We start from the raw sequence: 19,394 nt of genomic DNA, 5'->3' as shown, positions 1-19,394 counted from the left end.
AATCACTTTTAAAAAGTGATTTGTTTTTATTTTTTAATTGCTTTAACTTTATCTAATTGTTCTCATGTTAATTCATGTTTTCCAAAGTGTCCATAAGTTGCAGTTTTCAAAAATGTCGGTTTTCTTAAATCTAATTTTTTAATAATTTCATTAACTGAAAAATTGAAATTATCATTTAGTACTTTTGCAATAATTTCTTTGCTTACTTTTTCTGTTCCAAATGTTTCGATAAAAATTGAAACTGGTTCTGGTTTACCAATAGCATATGAAACTTGAATTTCAATTTTATCAGCCAAACCAGCAGCAACTAAGTTTTTAGCAGCATATCTCGCCATATAAGCAGCACTTCTATCAACTTTTGTTGCATCTTTTCCTGAAAAAGCTCCTCCTCCATGACGTGAGTAGCCTCCATATGTATCAACAATAATTTTTCTTCCTGTTAATCCAGTATCCCCTTGAGGTCCACCAATAACAAATCTACCTGTTGGGTTAATCAGTACTTTAAAATCAGTATTTAATTTAAACTCTTTAGCAACAACATCCATGATTTCTGATTTTATAAAATTTTTAAATTCTTCTTCAATCATCTCATCATCGTGTTGAATTGACATCAAGATTGTATCAATTTTAGGATTTGACTCATCAGTGTAATCAATTGTTACTTGAGACTTCATGTCAGGTCTTGCTCATTTAAATTTTCCTTCTTTTCTTAGCTTAGAAGCTAAATAAACTAACTCATGTGAAATAGTAATAGCTAATGGTAAGAAAGTTTTAGATTCATTTGTAGCATATCCAAACATAATTCCTTGGTCACCAGCTCCAATTACTTCAGTATCTAAATCGATTCCTAAGGCAATATCGGCTGATTGTTGTTCAACTTTGATATCAATTTGACAAGTGTCGGCATTGATTCCATAAGCATCATTGTTATATCCAATTTTTCTTAATACATCACGTGCAATTTTTTCATAATCAACAGTTGCAATTGTTGTAATCTGTCCGCCAATTAATAAATAGTTTGTGGTAGCAAATGTTTCGCAGGCTACCTTAGCGTTTGGGTCTTGTTTCAATATTTCATCCAATATCGCATCAGATATCTGATCACATATTTTGTCTGGATGTCCTTCTGAAACACTTTCGCTAGTAAATAATTTTCTCATTTTTCCATTTTTCCCTTCTGCGATATCAATATAAATTATACTAAATCCGATTAAAAATCTGAAATAAAAAAGCAAATAATTTGCTTTTAAATACTTATTCTATTAATGCTTATAGCTTTATTTGACTTTTCATCAATTTGAATAATTACTCCATTCAATTTTGCTTCACCTTTTGCTGGTTGAAAGCGTCTTATCAATCCTGTTTTTTGTTTATAAATAGCATCAGCTGCTTCAATACCAATAACAGAATCAATTACTCCGCTCATGCCTAAATCAGTTATAAATGCTGTACCCTTTGGTAATATTCTTTCATCTGCAGTTTGCACATGAGTGTGAGTTCCTACAAAAGCAGTTATAACTCCGTCATAGTTTAATGCAAAAGCTATTTTTTCAGCTGTTGTTTCAGCATGAAAGTCAACTAATAATATATCATATGATAATTTTAATGATAAAAAATCATCCATAGTTTCATAAACACTGTTTGAAGGATCCATAAAGTTATTACCCATTAAATTCAATACACATATTTTTTTATTATTTTTTTCAATAATCACATATCCGTTACCTGGTGTTTTATACATGTTTAATGGTTTTAACAAATCAGGAGTCTGGTTTATATACTCTAGAACTTCTGCATTTTTAAATATATGATTACCACTTGTTATTACATCAACGTAATTTTCCTTGTAAAAATGGTAATGTTCTTTTGAAATCGATTTACCATGTGTTGTATTTTCTCCATTAACAACAACAATATCAATTTGATTATCTTTAATTAGGCTTTTAATATTTTTTTTAAAGACTTCTCTGCCTGGCTTAGCAAAGATATCTCCTACCATAAGTACTTTCATTAGATAACCTCTTCTATTTCTTTTATAAGTTCCAAAACCTCTTTATTCTCAGAACTATTGTGTTTTTCAATAATACCTTGAATTTTTATTTTTCGTTCATTCATTTGTAGCTTACCTTCTAAATCATTTAATGATTTAATAATTTTATTAATTGCATCATGTGCTGCTGCTTTAGATATTGCTAGTTGATCAGCTATTTCTTGAAAACTCAAATCTTCTTCAAAATATAATTCAAAATATTCAACTTGTTTTTCAGTTAGCATATTTTTATATAAATAAAATAGTGATGATAACTCCAAAGTTTTTTCTAATGTTATTTTACTCATCTTCTTCTCTTTCTTCCATGAAACCAACTACTAAATTATATACATATTGGTCTACATCGAATTTTTCAATATCATCAACTTGTTCTCCAACACCCACCAATTTAACAGGTATATTTAATTGATCTTTAATTGATAGTGCAATACCACCTTTACTTGTTCCATCCATTTTTGTTAAAACAATACCAGAAATGTCAGCAACTTCGTTAAACTCTTGAGCTTGCATAACTCCATTTTGACCTGTTGTTGCATCAATCACCAATAAAAGCTCATGTGGTGCTTTTTTATCAAATTTATGAACTATTTGATACATTTTTTCTAACTCTTTCATTAAGTTAACTTTATTTTGTAATCTACCAGCAGTGTCAATCAATAATAAATCATATCCCTCTGCTTTTGCCTTTTCTAAAGCATCAAATACTACACTTGCAGGATCTTGATTTTGTTTTTTTCCCTTTACTAGGTCAACTTTATTATCAAGTCTTTTATCAACTCATTCTTCTAATTGTTCAATAGCTCCTGCTCTAAATGTGTCAGCAGCCGCTATTAAAACTTTTTTGTTTTGTTCAGCGTAAAAATTTGCAATTTTTGATAATGAAGTAGTTTTTCCAGTTCCATTTACACCAATAACCATAAAAACATTTAATCTTTTGTCTTCGAAATTTAATTCTTCCACTTTTTTAGAACCGTCTGTATAAATATCATAAATTTCTTCAGCAAGAATTTCTCTAAATTCATTTGCTTCAGACGTGTTTTTTACTTTTCTTCTAATATTATTGGAAATTTTTAAAACCATTTTCATACCCATATCAGTTTTAATTAAAACTTCTTCAAGTTCGTCAAAGAAATCATCATCCATCTTTTTATATTTTTTAGAAAGTTTTTTAATATCCTTTGAAAAATCTAAAGCTGATTTTGCAATTGCCTTTTCGGCCTTTTCTTTTTTTGCTTTTTGCTTTTGTTTTTTAGCAATTTCTTTTTCAGTTAGTTGTTTTTGCTCAATAATAGGTTCAGTTTTAACTGTCTTTTCCTCATTATTTTGTTTTTCTGTTTGATTGCCAGATATTTTATCTTTTAACTTATTTCAAAAACCCATGATATACCTCTATCTACTAATTATTATTTTATCAAATTATCATAAAATTAAAAAAATTCTGATTAAACAGAATTTAATTTACTACATCAATGTTTTTAAATTGTCATATATTTCTGAAGTTTCTTCAAATCTTCCTGTTCTAATGAATGAAACAATTTCTTGAACAGTTAATAAGTGATCTCCAGCTCTTTCCAGATTTTTAGCTTGTTTCATAGCTTCTGAAATTTCTATCACTTCTTCATTTGTTTCAGCTTTTTTAAGAGCTTTTACTAAATATGAATATAAGTCTTCAAATTCTTTATTAATTTGTGATTCAAGTTCCATAACTTTAACAACTAGATTTGTATCAAAGTTTGAAAATAGTTCTGAAAAACTATCTAACATATCTATAACTAACTGAAAAAGATTTAGAATTGATGTTGTATATTTTTTTGTTGGTTTAAATTTTGAAAAAAAGATACATAATTTTTTAGAGTAATCCGCAATGATTTCAATTTCTCTAGCTAATAGTATACCTCCAACAGCAAGTCTTAGGTCACGAGCAACTAATTGTTGTTTTGCAATTTTTCAAAGTGCTGTTGATGTAAATTCATTCAACTTATCATTAATAATTTTGTCATGCTCTACGATCATTGCTGCACCTTCAACGTTATTTTTTGTAATAACTTCAAATGTTTCAGCAAATTGAACTTTAGTTTCTTTAATCATGTCTTCAAGCATGCTTCTTAGTTGTCGAATATCATTATCTAAAATTTTGTTAATTGACATATTCTAATCACCATACCTTCCTGAAATATAATCTTCTGTTCTTGAGTCTTTTGGACTAATAAATATTTTTTTAGTCGTATTGTATTCTATTAACTCACCTTTTAAGAAATAAGCTGTCATATCACTAATTCTTGTTGCTTGTTGTAGTGAATGAGTAACCATAACTATAGTATATTCTTTTTTAAGTTCTAAGACTAATTCTTCAACTTTTAAAGTTGCAATTGGGTCTAACGCAGATGTTGGTTCATCCATTAATAAAATTTTTGGATGCATTGCAATAGCTCTAGCAATACATAGTCTTTGTTGTTGTCCACCAGAAAGACCAAGCGCTGGAGTTTCTAATTTATCTTTTACTTCTTCTCAAAGTGCTGCTTTTCTTAGTGAGTCTTCACAAATTTGGTCTAATATTTTTTTGCTTTTAACCCCTTGTGTTTTTGGTCCATAAATTACATTTTCATAAATTGATAAAGGAAATGGATTAGCTTTTTGAAAAACCATACCAACTTCAGTTCTTAATTTTGAAACATCTGTTCCTTGCTTATAAATTTCTTCATTAAATACTTCAATTGATCCTTCAACAGTTGAGCCACTTATTAAATCATTCATTCTGTTAATTGATCTTAAAAGTGTAGATTTACCACACCCTGAAGGGCCGATAAAAGTTGTAATAGAATTTTCTTTAATATCCATGTTGATATCAAATAAAGCTTGTTTTTTACCTTTATAGAAAAAGTTAAAGTTTGTTACTTTAATAACATCAGCTCTTTTTGAAAGAGCTGGTAATTTTGCTGGCTTATCTTCTTTTAAATTTTTATTTAAATTTAAGCCTTTGAAAGTTTCATCTTTTTTAAGTGTATTACTCATTATCTATAACTCCTTTTTTTAATTTTCTATATTGTTTTTTTCGTTTGATTCAAGCTTTATTCTTTGCTGAAATCTCTTTAAAGAATTTCAATTCAACTTCACCTTTTCTTAATTTGCTTTGCAATTTCATTCATTTAAATTTAAGCGAAGGCTTTAGTTTCTTAATTCTTGCTTTAGTTTTAACTTTAAATTCTTTACGTTTAATTTTTGATTTTGCTTTTAAATCTTTTGTTTTTTGAACAAGCAATGATGAAAGTCTTCCAGAAGTAAAATTCAATCCAATAATTAATATAATTGTAATTAATGCCATTAAGTAAATTGTTCCTTGACCATGACCAGGTATTCCTTCAGCCACCATCATATAGATTCCGGTAGTTAATGTTGTTCCTTGAGATAAGAATCCCTGCGCTGGCATTTGAATATCTGTTCCAAGAGTTAGATAAATTGGAGCAGATTCTCCTATTATTTTAGCCATCGCTAGGATAATCCCAGTAATTATACCTTCCATTGCATTAGGCAAAATAATTTTAAATAATATTTGAATTTTTGTTAAACCTAAAGCTGAACCAGCTTCACGGTATTGATGAGGTACCTGTTGCAGCGCATCCTCGAAATTAGAAATTAACATTGGAAGAACAACTATTGTCATTGTTAGACCAGCAGCTAATATACTAAACGGTAAACCTAAAAGAACAATAAATATTGATAAACCAAATATACCAAAAACAATTGATGGAGTTGACGCTAATAAGTTAATTGAAAATCTAAATGTTTTAGTTAACGCTGAACTTTTTCTTGCATATTCGTTTAAATAAATTGCGGCTGCTAAAGCAAAAGGAATAGCAAATACTAAAGTACAAACAACTAATAAGATTGTTGTAAGTAATGCTGCAAAAATTCCTCCACCTGTTCTATTTTCAGTGTCCATGTGAATAAATGCAACAGGATCTGATAGTCCTATTAATCCTCTAATAATGACATCACCCAAAATTCAAAACGTAAATGAAATAATAATTGCAGTTGAAATTCACATCAACATTAACATTATTGACGAATAAGTTTTTTTAAAGAATTTATTTTCTGTTCTATTATGAACCATCATTCCTAACATTCGCTTATCGTAAACATATTTAGGCGCTTTAATTTTTCTTGAAGAGTCCTTATTAATTTTTTCTTCCCTTTTAATTCTTCTTGAGTATTTAATATTATCAACATTAGACATAAATAAAATAACTATATTAATAATAAAAACCAATAAGAAAAGAATTAAACCAATTGCATATAATGCTGATTGATGAGTTGAACCACTGTTTTCTGTCATTTCAAGACCAATTGTTGCAGCTAATGTTCTAATAGATGAAAATAAGAAACCACTTATTCCACTGTTTGTTATAAAACCACCAGTTGAATTACCTGCAATCATCATGATAGCCATTGTTTCTCCAATTACTCTAGCCATACCTAATATAATTGCTGAAATAATTTTAGCTGAAGCTGATTTTCTAATAATTTTAAATGTTGTTTTTTCTTTAGAAATACCTAAACCTAAGCTACCTAATCGATAGCCTTCGGGAACAGATTGAACGGCATTATAACTCAAACTTATCATTGTTGGGGCTGCCATAAAAGTCATTGTCACTGAAGCAACCATCAAGTTATCATTATTTGGAGCACCCATTAATTGAAATAATGCTCCAATTTGATCTCTTGCAAAAAGCCCAAAAACAACTGATGGTACACTGGCTAGTAGTTTAATAACTGTTAGTACTTTTTTCTGCATACTTATTGATAGGTATTCAGAAATAAACAAAGTTGTAAATATTGTTAATGGAATGGAAAACATCATTGATATAGTTAAAAGTACTAAGGTCATTAAAATAATTAATCCTATACCATATTGTCCCCCATCTTTACCAGGTTTTCAATTTGTACCTGTTATGAAGCTTCAGAAACCTTGTTCTTTAAAAACATGAGTTGATTTTAAAACAACAAAAATAACTAAAACTAATAAAATAGCAATAACAGTAAAAGTTAGTGAATAAATAATTGATTTGAAAAATTTAGCATTAAAATTTTGTTTTGGCTTAAATATTTTAGCTTTAAAAGCATTTTCTTCATTCTTTTTATTTGCAAACATGGGTATCTCCTTTCCATTTATTAATTATTTCTTTTTTGACTATTTAGCTTGAACAGACTGTATTAAGCCAACAGATGCATATATTTTTTCAACTTCTGGGCTTGAAGCCATTCAAAACAAGAAGTCTAGCATACTATTTAAATCCTTGTTGTTTTTGTCATATTTATAAATTGCTATAAAAGGTCTTGTTAAAGGGTAATCCACTAACTCTTGAGACGAATCATTTGAAGGATCTCAAGTTTTTTCACCTTTGCCAATTTTTACTGATTTAACAGTAGATGAATTTGCTGAACCATATAACATTGAAACAAACCCGATTGATCCTGGAGATTTCTCAATTTGGCTGTAAATAGTTCCATTAGCTCCGTATTCTTTAACAGCATTACCAGGTTCTATTCCTGTTAAATTTGAAAACGAAGTTCTTGTCCCTGACCCACTTGTTGATGAATAAGGTGTTACTTTAACTTTATTTGAAACTTCTTCTGCGAGTGATAAATTTGCTTCCTTAGTTTCTGGTAGTGAAAATTCATTTGCAATTAATTTTGCTAAATCATTTCAGCTTATTAAATCATTTTGTGAATCTGGTTTATAAATTGCATTAAGAATTTTATAACTTTTTCCCTCTTTAACAAATTTTCCATTTTCATCAACTTCAAACTTAAATTCTAAGTTTGATTTTCTTAAAAACTCATCAAAACCCGTTCCTTTATCATTGTAAACAAATACAATTGAATCTCTTGCAAACTCTATTGAACGATATGTGCCTTCCACACCTGGAGTCATTGCTAAATTGTTTGAATATCATTTTTTATCATTAATTGCTTGTTTTGAAAGATTACTAAATAACGCTTCGTTTTCGTTAATGGGTTCTTTTTCTCAATCATCTTTTTTAATATCTTTTGAAATAAATCCAATATCATAAACACCTTCTTTGACATTTGTAACTCCAGCACCTGAACCAGTTGCTGAATAAACAAATTTTTTACCATCTTCAGTTTTATATTTATCAGTAAGTTTCTTCAATAAAGGCTGAACACTGGCACTACCACCAATGCTTATTGAGTTATTCGGTGCTGCTAAAGTTCATGATCATAGACCAACAATAGCCCCTACAACTATCACCATTACTAAAAAGAATTTCTTGTTCATGTTTTTCTCCTATTTAGAAATAATTAATATTATTATACCAATTTAAGTATGCAATTAGTAAAAAATATACTTTTAGATTATTTGTTTAATCATAGATTAAAGGGTTAATAATTTAACAAAAAAATTGCATATTAGTGCAATTTTGAACTTATTCCTTATTTTTATTGATTAGCTTTTTAATTTTATCAATATCTAAAGCTAATTGAACTATTTTTGTAATTCCTTTTGTCTCCATAGTTACACCATATAAGATATCGCAGTTTTCCATTGTACCTTCACGATGAGTTACAATAATGAATTGAGTGTTATCAACAAAGTCTCTTACATAACGTGCAAATCTTGTTACGTTTGCTGGATCTAATGGAGCTTCAGCTTCATCTAAGATAACTAGTGGTAATGGTCTTACTTTTAAAATTGAAAATAGCACTGATAATGCTACCAATGATTTTTCTCCCCCACTTAATAAGTTTAAGTTAGTAATTTTTTTGCCTGGAGGATTAACCTCAATATCAATTCCAGTTTCTAAAATATCGTCTGGGTTTGTGTAAATTAAACGAGCAGTTCCACCATTAAATAATTTTTGGAATGCCTCTGGTAATGCTGCATTGACATCATCAACAATACGTTTAAATTGAGTTTTCATTTCTATATCAATGTTTAAAATTATTTCATTTAGTTTATCTGCTGATTCTTGAACTTCATTTAAATTTGAAACATAGTATTCATATTCTTTTTTTGTTTCTTCATACTCTTGAATTGCATCCATTGAAACTTCTCCAATTGATTTTAATTCAATAGTTAATTCTTGAATTCTAACTCTTGTTTCCTCAGGATTTTCTATTTCATCAAAATGCATTTCTCTAATAGCATCTAATGACAAGTTGTATCCCTCTGATAATCTTTTTAGAATTTGAATATTTGTTGATTCTAAAATTGTTAAATCAGATTTAACATTAGCTAGTTCGTCTTTTCAATTATTTAAAATTTCACGTTTTTCTTTGTTTTCTTTATTTAATTCATGTTGACGATCAGTTGTTTTAGTTTTAGACTCTGATAAACTATTAACTTTGATTGAAATTTCATTTCTTTCAGTTTCAAGTTTAGCAATTTCTCTAGCTAATCTAATTGATTCTGATTCATCAAATGATGAAGCAACCTGGTTATTTAATAAATCTTTACCTGTAATAATTTTGTAGTTATCAGATAATTCAATTAAAGAAGAATTAAGAATATTAATTGAGTTTTTACCAATTCTAATGTTTGATGCTGTCTGGTTAATATCATCAACTAATTTTTCTCTTACTTCTTTTAAATCATTAAATATTTTTTGTTTCTCATTAAAAATTTTATCTAAAGTAGCAATTTTTGTTTTAATTGATTCTGGGTCAAATGATTCATCAATTTTTTTAGCAGCAAAAATGTTTGATGCTTTATTAACAGAACCACCACTCATTGCTCCTCTTGGTAAAACTCTTTGACCATCTAATGAAACTATTCCATAACGGAAGTTTATGCTTTTTCCAAGTCTAGTTGCATCATCAAAGTTTCTTGTAACAATTGTTGTACCATAAATATAATCCAACACAATTTGACAGTCTTTTTCAATTTCAACTAATTCGTTTGCAAACCCAACGAATCCAGGAGCCCTTTTTATTATGTCTCTTTGTGGCCCTGCTATTGAAGAAGGATTTAAAGTGTCAATAGGTAATGCGTTTACTCTACCTAATCTTTGATTTTTTAAGAACTCAATTCCTTTTTTAGCATCATCGCTTGTTTTAAAAACTACAGATTGTAAATGGTTACCTGTTATTAATGAAATAGCTATTTGGTGTTCTTCTTTAACATCAATTAATGAACCAACAGTTCCTACAACTCCTGACAATCTTTTTGCATTATCAATAATTGCCTTTGCACCTGACATTGGATTTAAGTTATTTGTATTTTGTTTATGTTCCAATTCTTCTAAACGGTATTGCAACTTGTTTTTTTCAGATTCAATTTCTTGAGATTGCATATGAAAAGTTCTAAACTGGTCATTAACTTCGTCATATCTTCTTTTTAATTCTAATTCTGTTTTTTCAAGATTTGCTACAAGATCTTTTTCACTATTAAATGAAATTGATTTTTCATCAAATTCTTTTTTAATAGCTCTAGCTTTTATATCATCAACGTTTTGGTTAACGTTTTCTGAATTTTCTCTAGCTTCAACTTGCTGTTTTTGAGCTTTTAAACTTGCTATTCTTTCAACAATTCTTTGGAAATTTAAATTTAATTGAGTTATTTCTTTATCTGCATCACCATTTTTAGATAACATTACATCTAATTCATCTTGTGATAAGTTAATTTCATTTGCTAATTTTTGAACTTCTATATCTAATTGACGTCTTTTATCTCTTAATGAAGATAATTCAGTTTCAAACCTTAAAGCATCACTTGCTAAAATTGTCAATTCAATTTTTTGTAATTCTTCAATTTTATCTTTATATTTGGCAGCTTTTTCAGCTTTTTCTTTTTCTCTTGGTAATCTTTTTTCCAAAGTAGATTTAATATCAGTAATTCTTGTTAAGTTTTCAGTTGTTTTTGCTAATTGTTTAAGAGCTTCTAATTTTCTTTTTTTGTATTTTGCTAATCCCGCAGCTTCATCAAAAATTTCTCTTCTTGCATCAGGCTTAGCTTCAGCAAATGTTGAAATTGTTCCTTGTGAAATAATTGCTATACTTGATTTAGTTAATCCTGTTTCTAATGCTATATCTTGGATATCTCTTAATTTACATTTTTCACCATTAATAAAAAAATCACTATCACGAGTTTTTTTATTAAATCTTCTCGTGATTTCAACAACATTTGTTTTGATAGTAGAAAAAATATCTCTTTGATTATCAAAAACTAATGTTACTTCTGCAAAGTCAGCAGCAGGCTTATCAGCGCTTCCTGAAAAAACAATATCATCCATGTTTGAACCACGTAATGATTTAGTTGATTGCTCTCCTAAAGCTCATCTTATAGAGTCTGTAATGTTTGATTTACCTGATCCGTTTGGTCCAACAACACCAATCATTTCTTTTGTGAAGTTTAATGTTGTAGGCTCAGCAAACGATTTAAATCCAACTGCTCTAATTTGTTTTAAAAATAGCATAAATTTGTAACTCCTTCTTTAAATATAATAACTAATAAAATTATACCAAAAAAACCTAAAAAAATAATTGATTTTAATATCCTTATACTATGTATAAAAGAATAATTTATAATAAATAAAAAGTGAGTTTTCAGCTCACTTTTTATCATTACTTTGTTGGTTTTTTTAATTTATTTAAACAATCCTTTGCAGCATTTTGTGATGCTTCTTGCTTAGAAAAACCAATACCAACTCCATACTTCTGTCCATCTAAATTAACGCTAACAGTATATTGTATTTTATTATCTTTTTCAATGTGGATCTGGTTTTCAACTTTATATTCTAAATCACTTCTAATCTCAGCTTGAATGATCTCTTGCAACTCAGATTTGTAATCATGATTAAGTTGTTTGTAATCATTTTTTTCAATGTATTTGAATATTGTTGCTTTAATTCAAGAAATTAATATTTCTTCAGTTTGATCTAAATAAATAGCAGCAGTTACTGCTTCATAGACATCAGATAAAATCGAAGGTTTTTCATAACCTTTTGATTTTATTTCTCCTTGACCTAATCTAATAATCTTACCAAGATCAATCATTTTAGCAATTTCACTTAATGTTTCTTGTCTAACAATATCAGATCTTGTTTTTGTTAATTTACCTTCTGGTGCATTTGAAAAGTTTAAATACAAAAATTTTGATACATACATTTGTAAAACAGCATCACCTAGAAACTCCAGTCTTTGATAAGTTTCTTTTGTTTTTGTTTCGTTGGCATAAGAATTATGAGTTAATGCTGTGCTAAAAATTTTTGAGTCATTAATTTTAATACCAAAATTTTCAAAGAATTCGTGCATTGTCATATTATATTAATTCCTTTTTAATTTTATTTAAAACATCATTTTCAATAGCATCACAAGTCATTCTTAATGTTGCTTCAAATGATTTAACATCACTTGATCCATGTGCTTTAAATGCAATACCATTAACACCTAATAAAATAGCTCCAGAGTGATTTTTATAATCAAATTTCTTTGAAACATTATTAAATGATTTTTTAAGTGTTAAAGCCTTTAACTTAGTAAAAATTGTTTTGTATAACTGAGATTTAATTTCAGTCATTAAAATTTTTGAAGCTCCTTCAAATGCCTTTAAACACATATTTCCTGTGTAACCATCAGTAACAATAATATCAACTTTACCAGCTAAAATATCTCTTGATTCAAGATTACCAAAGAAGTTTATATTTTCATCTGCTTCTAGCTCTTTATAGATTTCTTTTTGTAATAAAGTACCTTTTGACTTTTCTTCACCAATATTTAATTGAGCAATAGAAGGATTTTCAATTTTTAAGACGCTTTTAGAGTATATATTAGCCATTTTAGCATAACCTATGATATCTTCAACGTCTGCTTCAAGATTTGCTCCTACATCTAATAATAAAGTTAGTTTATTATTTACTGCAGTTGGAAGTGTTGGCATGAAACCAGGTCTTGATATACCATTTAACTCACCAAGGATAAAATGTGATCCTGCAATGAAAGCTGCAGAGTTACCACCAGTAATCATAGCATCAACTTTATTATCTTTTAAAGCTTCAAGTGCTTTTACCATTGATGAGTCTTTTTTTCTTCTAATATCCATTATTGAACCATTCATATCAATAAACTCTGTAGTTGCAAGAATTTCATATCTTGATTCATCAATAGGAAATTTTTTCAATGATGTTTCTATTTGTTCTTTATCCCCAACAAAAATAAGATATAATTCTTTTTTTGTCTTAATAAATTTGCTTGCTGCTTCAATAGCAACTAAACTACCATTATCTGATCCCATTACGTCAAACGCTATTTTATACATTTGTAGTACCTTCCTTCTTTTTTCTTTATTTTATAAAATTAAAACACCAATTTGGTGCTTTAATAAATTATTCTACTGCAATTATAAAACTGTAAACTTTTTGACCACCTTCAATGATCTCATATTCTACATCAAAATTTTCATCTAAAAATTTTCTTAATTGACTAACACTTTTTGCTGAAGCATCTTGTCCAATAAAAATAGTTATAATTTCTGTTTTATTAGTTATATATCTTGATAATTGTTTTTCAAATAATATACCAATATCATTTGCTGTACCAACAATTTTTCCATCAACAATAGCCATTTGTTGGTCTTTCTTAATTTTAATTCCATTAACAACTGAATCTTTAGCAGCTTGTGAAACTTGAAAAGAAATCACATTTTTAATTGCTGAAGTAATTGCTTTAGTATTTTTTACAGTTGTTGCAGATGGATCAAATGATAATGCTGCAGTCATTCCTTGTTGAATAGTTTTTGTTGGAATAACAATAATTTTTGATTTTGTTTCTTCTTTTTCAGCCTGTTTTGCTGCTAATAAAACGTTTCCATTATTAGGCATTAAGTAAACAGCTTTAGCATCAACTTCTTCAATAGCTTTTAAGAAATCATTAGTTGAAGGATTCATTTTTGAACCTCCATCAATAGCTATATCAATACCAAGTTCTTTTTCAAAGTATTTTTTCATTTCTGGTGATGATACAACAGCAATTGTTGCATAATCATTATTAAGATTTCTTTCAAGTTTAATTGATGTGTTTTCTTGTCATCCAGAACCTTCGCTACCTTTAACTTGCTTATCAGCTTGTAAGTTCATGTTATCAACTTTGATAGTTCTAAAATCACCATATTGTTGTAAGAACATTAAGACTTGTCCCGGGCTTAAAGCATGAGTATGAACTTTTAAGATATCCTCGTCAATAACAACTACGATTGAAGTATTTCCATAAATTTGTAATTGATCTCTGATTGCACTAGTTTGTAGTTTGTTAATTCATTCCTCATTTAACATTACAATACCTTCAGTACAGTAACCAAATTCGGCTTCAATTTCCATTTCGATGTTCCCGCCTTCATTGATTTCAAGTTTATCTGTCTTAGCTATTATTTTATTTGTTTGAATTACTGAGTTCATACCTTCTAAAAATTTAACTAATCCATAAGCCCCTGAGTCAACAACACCAACATCTTTAAGCGCTTGTAATAAGTTTGGAGTATTTTCTAATGCTTCATTCGCGATTAATATTATTTTGTTTCAAAATTCTTTTATTTCCATGTCATCAGGCAATAATGCTGATTGTTCAGCAACTTCTCTAATAACTGTTAAAATTGTGCCTTCAACAGGTTTCATAACTGCTCTATAAGCTATCAATTTAGATTCTGCAAACCCTTTTTTTCATTCTGCTGCATTCAATTCAGTAGCATCGTTCATTCCTTTTGCTAAACCTTTAATAATTTGAGAAAAAATAACACCAGAGTTACCTCTAGCACCCATAATTAAACCTCTAGAAAAAGCATTTAAAAATTCACCGATTGTTTTAAATTCAATATCTTTTACATCATTATATCCATTAGTAGCAGTTAAATTCATGTTAGTTCCTGTATCTCCATCTGGAACAGGGAATACATTTAACTTATCAATATGTGGATAATTGTTATATAAATTGTTTACAGCACTCGTCATTGAGTCTTTTATCAAAATTAATTTTTCCATTTTATTCCTTCACCTATTACTTTGCTTTTAAGCTAAATCATCTACTACAACATCTACCATGTATTTCATAGTAAATTTTGAAATTTTTTCTAGTTCATATTTTACTCTAATTTGAATTTCTTTAATAACATCTTTAATGTTAACACCAGATAATATTATAACATGTATTCTAAAACGAGTTATATTGTCGGTATTTGTAAACTCAATAGCATTGTTGATATCATTTGTTGCGATCTCATCATATGAATCTGCATTAAAATTAGAAAATGAAACTACACCAGGCACAGTTACTATGGCATCTTTAATTACTTTAATCACTGATTTATCTATTGTGTTCACAAAATCACCTTACTTTCACTTATATTATTTTAACAATATTATATAAAAGTTGGGAAAAAAAGCAAAATTTTATTTATATATGTTGTATTATCTCTTTATTTTTAGTATTATTTTTTTAGTGTTATTAATCTTAACTATAGACAGAGGTGAAATGAGATGGCAAGAAAAGATATGTTAACTGGTAAAAGTGCGTTATCTGGTAATTCAAGATCACACGCTTTAAATGCAACAAAAAGAAAATGAAATTTGAACTTACAAAAAGTTAAAGTTATGGACGAAAACGGTAATGTATTTACTATCAAAGTTTCAGCAAGAACTTTAAGAACTTTAAAAAAACAAAACGTTGTTGTTGCTTAATTAATAAAACACATGCTTAATTGCATGTGTTTTTTTCTAAAAATCTTTTCTGTTTTCCTTAAACGTTGTAATTATTTGTTCTATATCATTAATTGTGATTAATTGAACTATTTCTTCTTTTGTTCAACCAAATTTTTCTAAGTCTTTAATTAGTTTTTCTTGTTTAAGAAATTGATCAACATATTCATAATTAGTTAGAGAATTTGATGTTAAGGTGATTATCTTAAATGTATTTTTTTCCTCTGAATATTTTTTCAATACTTTCTTATAAACAAATTTAGTATAACTTTTGTAGACTTCTCTTTTATTTTCTTCTAATTTTTTTGCAATATTTTTTTTAGAAGCTTTTTTATTTTCATCAGTTAAGTTTAACTTTGCCAGCTTTTTATCTATTTTTGCTTTTTCAAGTTCTATTTCTCAACCAGCCATTAAAATATTTTTTTCTTCAAAAGCTTTTTCATTATCCTGACTCTGTAAAATATCTAAAGATTCTAGTTCAGAAACTATTTTATAACTTATCAGCAATGAAAATATATTTAGTGAACACATAAAAAATAATAAATTTGTTATCCCTATTTTTCTTTTTTTGTATGATATTACATAAAAAATAATAATTGAAATAAAAGAGAATATTGGCAAAATTGCTAATATCGCAACAAATGTTTGTTTTAACGATATGCAAATAACCAGTATAGTAGCTATAATTAATAAGCTGAACAAGATCGTGAATATTGCATTTAATATATTTAGTATTAATATTTTAATAGTTTGTTTTTTCATAATACCTCTTTCAATAGAAATATTTTACCAAAAAATGTATTATAATTGTTATATGCCTCCTTGGCGGAATTGGCAGACGCATCAGACTCAAAATCTGACGAGGAAACTCGTATCGGTTCGACCCCGATAGGAGGCACCATTTATAAAAATATTAAGGGTTATAAATACCCTTTTTTATTTGCTAAAGTATTATTTGTTTTTATCTAAACTTTTTAATATAATATTAAAAAGAAAAGAGTGAATGTCATGCCTTGAAAAATTGTTAAAACTGAAAAAGAAGTAGTTGTAACTAATGATGATTTAGGTTCTTTTAAAGAAAAAGATGATGCAATTGCTGAAGCAAAAAAATTAGCTAGGGAGCATAAATTAGTTGCTAAAATATATGACAATAGAGAAAATACTCATTCAACTGATGAAATGACAATTGACTACACTAGTTTTTTTAATTCTCAAGAAATTCATGAAAGGTCTTTAAGTGAATTAAAGTTAGCTAAGGCAGAAGTCAACGTTGCTAAACTTGAACTAGATCAAAGAAAAAAAGAATTAAAAAGTAACAAAAATGAATTTGAAAAAATAACTTTTAAGGCTAAGGTTAGAAATGCTAAAATTAGACTTAAAAAAGCTAAATTAAATCTTAAGGCAGCAGAAAAAAGGATTAAACTGCAGGAAAAAAAGGAAATTTAATTTCCTTTTTTTTATTTTGTTGCAATACATATTATTTCATTATTAGTATTAATTATTGGATTTTTACTTAATACCATGGCATTTGATATGCAAGTATTTTCTCAAGCCTTTAATTCCAATTTATCACATTCATATTTTAAATTTTTTAAAGTTATTGTAGTATCAACTTTTGAAAAGAAACTTATAAAAGTGTAGATTTGAAAATTACTAAATTCTAATTCTGTTTTACCTGATGGTATTTTGAAAATCACACTTTCATCGTTTAATAATTTAATTCCATATTTAAATATAAGATTTAAAATTGAAAAATTCATGTCATATCTTTTTGTTGGATTAGCTATAAATAAAATATTAGCTGTTGAAGAGATTTTTTTAGCTTCTTTTATTGCCACTTCACCATCCAACAAGTCTTTCTCGCCTGAAAGTATTTGAATTCTTTTTGAATAAGACTTAATCATTTCTAATTCTTCATCTAATACCTGATCAAAATCAGAAATTGCTAAATCAATTTTTATATTTTTTTCAATTAAATCTAAACATCCACGTTCAATACCTATTATATAAGTTTGATCATTATTAAAAACACTTAAATCTATTTTAGTTTTAGAAGTTACAATAACAATATTTTTAATCATGTTTTAATGTTTCAACTTTCTCTATAAAATTTTCACTCTCAAATAAATAACTTCCTGCAACCATCATTTCAACACCAGCATTAATGGCTTTTTTACTTGTTTGCTCGTTAATTCCACCATCAATTTCAATTGTGTAGTTGAACTGATTTGTTTTTTTTAAAGATGCTAAGAATTCCACTTTCTTTAAAACTTCAGGTATAAATGATTGGCCACCAAATCCAGGTTCTACACTCATTATTAAAATATTATCTAATTTATCTAATCACTCATCTAAAACATGAATATCTGTTTTTGGTGAAACAGCTAAGCTAAACATAATCTTATTTGATTTACACAACTCATAAAATTTTTGAGTTTCTTCTTTTGTCATTGACTCGATATGCATAGTCATCATACTTGGATTGCATTTAATATACTCAGCAAAAAAATCTTCAAATTTCACTGTTTTTACTTTAACCATAAAATGAATATCAATTTTAAACTTACTTGAATTTACGATATCTTTTAATATTTTTGAACCAAATGTTAAATTTGGAACAAAATCATAGTCCATTACATCATAGTGTATTCATTCAATTTTAGCTAACTCGCATCGCGCTATTTCTTTTTTTAAATCAGCAAAGTTTGCAGATAAAAAACTTGGTGCAATAATTATTTCTTTCATTAGTATTTCACCTTCCTGTTTGATATTTCCTCATAAATCTTTTTATAATCTTCATATATAAATAATGGTATATCATCTGCTTCAACCGCATCTTTTACACCACATTTCTTTTCATGAATATGAATACAATCGATAAATTTACAGTTGTTATTAAACTTATTTAATACTTTTGAAGTTCTCAAAATATTTTCAACTTCAAGATTAACAAGTTCAAAACTTGAAAAACCTGGAGTATCAGCTATCAAAATATTATCAGGTAAGTTATATATTTTTACATTCGTAGTTGTGTGCTTACCTCTATTAAGTTTCAAAGATATTTCATTAGTTTTAATTTGATAATCAACTAAATAATTGTTAAGTGTTGTAGACTTACCGGCACCTGTTTGTCCTGTAAAAAATGAAACTTTATCAACTAATTTTAATCTTAAATTCTTTATTTCTTCATTATATTTTTCATTTTCTATATTATCAAGTATGAATACTTCATATCCTATATCTTTGTAAGAATTTACTTTTTGCATTACTTCTTCATAAAATTTTGTTTTATTCAATAGTTCATTTTTTGTAAATAAAAGAATTGGTTTTATTTTTTTGGCTTCAATCATAAAAATATATTTATTCAAAATATATGATGCAAATAATGGTTCAAATAAAGATGTAACTATAATAACCTGATCAACATTGGCAATTCTTGGTCTATATATTTCATTTTTTCTAGGTATTATTTTTGTTATATTACCTTTTAAATCTTCGATAAACTCAAATTCTACATCGTCTCCGACTAAGGGTTTAGTTTCTTTTTTAACATTGCCTTTGATAAATACTTCATATACTTTACCATCTTTAGCAAGAACAAAACTTATATTGCTATCTATTTGAATAATTTTTCCATTCAC

Annotated in this window: 19 protein-coding genes and 1 tRNA gene; 3 read left to right on the top strand and 17 right to left on the bottom strand. The window is 27.6% G+C overall.

All coding sequences use genetic code 4. The features are described from left to right. Positions 1-26: 26 nt before the first annotated feature. From metK to MENTO_RS01215, 13 genes are all read right to left on the bottom strand, one after another. On the bottom strand, positions 27-1,160 hold the full coding sequence (gene metK, locus MENTO_RS01275; protein WP_099651078.1) for a methionine adenosyltransferase: 1,134 nt from the start codon (positions 1,158-1,160) through the stop codon (positions 27-29). Positions 1,161-1,246: 86 nt separating this feature from the next. Next, complete coding sequence (locus MENTO_RS01270) at positions 1,247-2,011, bottom strand: TIGR00282 family metallophosphoesterase (protein WP_099651077.1); 765 nt, start codon at positions 2,009-2,011, stop codon at positions 1,247-1,249. Next, the gene (gene ylxM / locus MENTO_RS01265) at positions 2,011-2,337 is read right to left on the bottom strand and encodes a YlxM family DNA-binding protein (protein ID WP_099651076.1); all 327 of its coding nucleotides are present in this window, start codon (positions 2,335-2,337) and stop codon (positions 2,011-2,013) included. Before ylxM ends, MENTO_RS01270 begins: the two co-directional genes overlap by 1 nt. Next, positions 2,330-3,430, bottom strand: a complete 1,101-nt coding sequence (gene ftsY / locus MENTO_RS01260) for a signal recognition particle-docking protein FtsY (protein ID WP_099651075.1) — start codon at positions 3,428-3,430, stop codon at positions 2,330-2,332. Before ftsY ends, ylxM begins: the two co-directional genes overlap by 8 nt. A gap of 81 nt (positions 3,431-3,511) precedes the next feature. Beyond that, positions 3,512-4,198: a phosphate signaling complex protein PhoU gene (gene phoU, locus MENTO_RS01255; protein WP_099651074.1), complete on the bottom strand. Its 687-nt coding sequence runs from the start codon at positions 4,196-4,198 to the stop codon at positions 3,512-3,514. Between the two features lie 3 nt (positions 4,199-4,201). Further along, positions 4,202-5,062 (bottom strand): phosphate ABC transporter ATP-binding protein PstB, encoded by an 861-nt coding sequence (gene pstB / locus MENTO_RS01250; protein WP_099651073.1) that lies wholly within the window; start codon positions 5,060-5,062, stop codon positions 4,202-4,204. Continuing rightward, a complete protein-coding gene (gene pstA / locus MENTO_RS01245; RefSeq protein WP_099651072.1) occupies positions 5,055-7,199 on the bottom strand; it encodes a phosphate ABC transporter permease PstA in 2,145 nt (714 codons plus the stop codon). Before pstA ends, pstB begins: the two co-directional genes overlap by 8 nt. A gap of 39 nt (positions 7,200-7,238) precedes the next feature. After that, positions 7,239-8,348, bottom strand: a complete 1,110-nt coding sequence (ptsS, locus tag MENTO_RS01240; protein ID WP_099651071.1) for a phosphate ABC transporter substrate-binding protein — start codon at positions 8,346-8,348, stop codon at positions 7,239-7,241. A gap of 148 nt (positions 8,349-8,496) precedes the next feature. Continuing rightward, positions 8,497-11,484 carry an AAA family ATPase gene (locus tag MENTO_RS01235; RefSeq protein ID WP_099651070.1) on the bottom strand — a complete coding sequence of 996 codons (2,988 nt, stop codon included), beginning with the start codon at positions 11,482-11,484 and terminating at the stop codon, positions 8,497-8,499. Positions 11,485-11,632: 148 nt separating this feature from the next. Next, positions 11,633-12,328 carry a ribonuclease III gene (gene rnc, locus MENTO_RS01230; protein WP_099651069.1) on the bottom strand — a complete coding sequence of 232 codons (696 nt, stop codon included), beginning with the start codon at positions 12,326-12,328 and terminating at the stop codon, positions 11,633-11,635. Between the two features lies 1 nt (position 12,329). Continuing rightward, a complete protein-coding gene (gene plsX, locus MENTO_RS01225) occupies positions 12,330-13,325 on the bottom strand; it encodes a phosphate acyltransferase PlsX (RefSeq protein WP_099651068.1) in 996 nt (331 codons plus the stop codon). A gap of 67 nt (positions 13,326-13,392) precedes the next feature. Further along, entirely contained in the window at positions 13,393-15,039 is a 1,647-nt protein-coding gene (locus MENTO_RS01220) for a DAK2 domain-containing protein (RefSeq protein ID WP_099651067.1), read from the bottom strand. 27 nt (positions 15,040-15,066) lie between these two features. Then, entirely contained in the window at positions 15,067-15,378 is a 312-nt protein-coding gene (locus tag MENTO_RS01215) for an Asp23/Gls24 family envelope stress response protein (RefSeq protein ID WP_011183125.1), read from the bottom strand. 156 nt (positions 15,379-15,534) lie between these two features. Between MENTO_RS01215 and rpmB the strand changes: the two genes are divergently transcribed. Then, on the top strand, positions 15,535-15,735 hold the full coding sequence (gene rpmB / locus MENTO_RS01210) for a 50S ribosomal protein L28 (RefSeq protein WP_011183124.1): 201 nt from the start codon (positions 15,535-15,537) through the stop codon (positions 15,733-15,735). A gap of 36 nt (positions 15,736-15,771) precedes the next feature. Here rpmB and MENTO_RS01205 read toward each other — a convergent pair whose 3' ends face one another. Further along, positions 15,772-16,515, bottom strand: coding sequence for a hypothetical protein (locus MENTO_RS01205; RefSeq protein ID WP_099651066.1), 744 nt, complete (start codon positions 16,513-16,515; stop codon positions 15,772-15,774). A 54-nt stretch (positions 16,516-16,569) separates the two neighbouring features. Here MENTO_RS01205 and MENTO_RS01200 point away from each other — a divergent pair. Together MENTO_RS01200 and MENTO_RS01195 are read left to right on the top strand one after the other, a co-directional pair. After that, a tRNA-Leu gene (locus MENTO_RS01200) sits at positions 16,570-16,654 on the top strand. A 107-nt stretch (positions 16,655-16,761) separates the two neighbouring features. Then, positions 16,762-17,199, top strand: coding sequence for a hypothetical protein (locus tag MENTO_RS01195; RefSeq protein WP_099651065.1), 438 nt, complete (start codon positions 16,762-16,764; stop codon positions 17,197-17,199). Positions 17,200-17,210: 11 nt separating this feature from the next. Here the strand turns inward: MENTO_RS01195 and MENTO_RS01190 are convergent, their stop codons facing one another. The 3 genes from MENTO_RS01190 to rsgA are packed head-to-tail and all read right to left on the bottom strand — an operon-like array spanning position 17,211 to position 19,394. Further along, the gene (locus tag MENTO_RS01190) at positions 17,211-17,834 is read right to left on the bottom strand and encodes a thiamine diphosphokinase (protein ID WP_099651064.1); all 624 of its coding nucleotides are present in this window, start codon (positions 17,832-17,834) and stop codon (positions 17,211-17,213) included. After that, positions 17,827-18,498 (bottom strand): ribulose-phosphate 3-epimerase, encoded by a 672-nt coding sequence (locus tag MENTO_RS01185; RefSeq protein WP_099651063.1) that lies wholly within the window; start codon positions 18,496-18,498, stop codon positions 17,827-17,829. Before MENTO_RS01185 ends, MENTO_RS01190 begins: the two co-directional genes overlap by 8 nt. Beyond that, positions 18,498-19,394 carry a ribosome small subunit-dependent GTPase A gene (gene rsgA / locus MENTO_RS01180; protein WP_099651062.1) on the bottom strand — a complete coding sequence of 299 codons (897 nt, stop codon included), beginning with the start codon at positions 19,392-19,394 and terminating at the stop codon, positions 18,498-18,500. The genes MENTO_RS01185 and rsgA overlap by 1 nt, the downstream gene beginning before the upstream one ends.

Origin of the sequence: Mesoplasma entomophilum (assembly GCF_002804125.1) — a bacterium.
GTDB lineage: Bacteria > Bacillota_I > Bacilli_A > Mycoplasmatales > Mycoplasmataceae > Mesoplasma > Mesoplasma entomophilum.
Note: the sequence above shows the minus strand (reverse complement) of the source record. Positions and strands in the feature narration are given on the sequence as shown.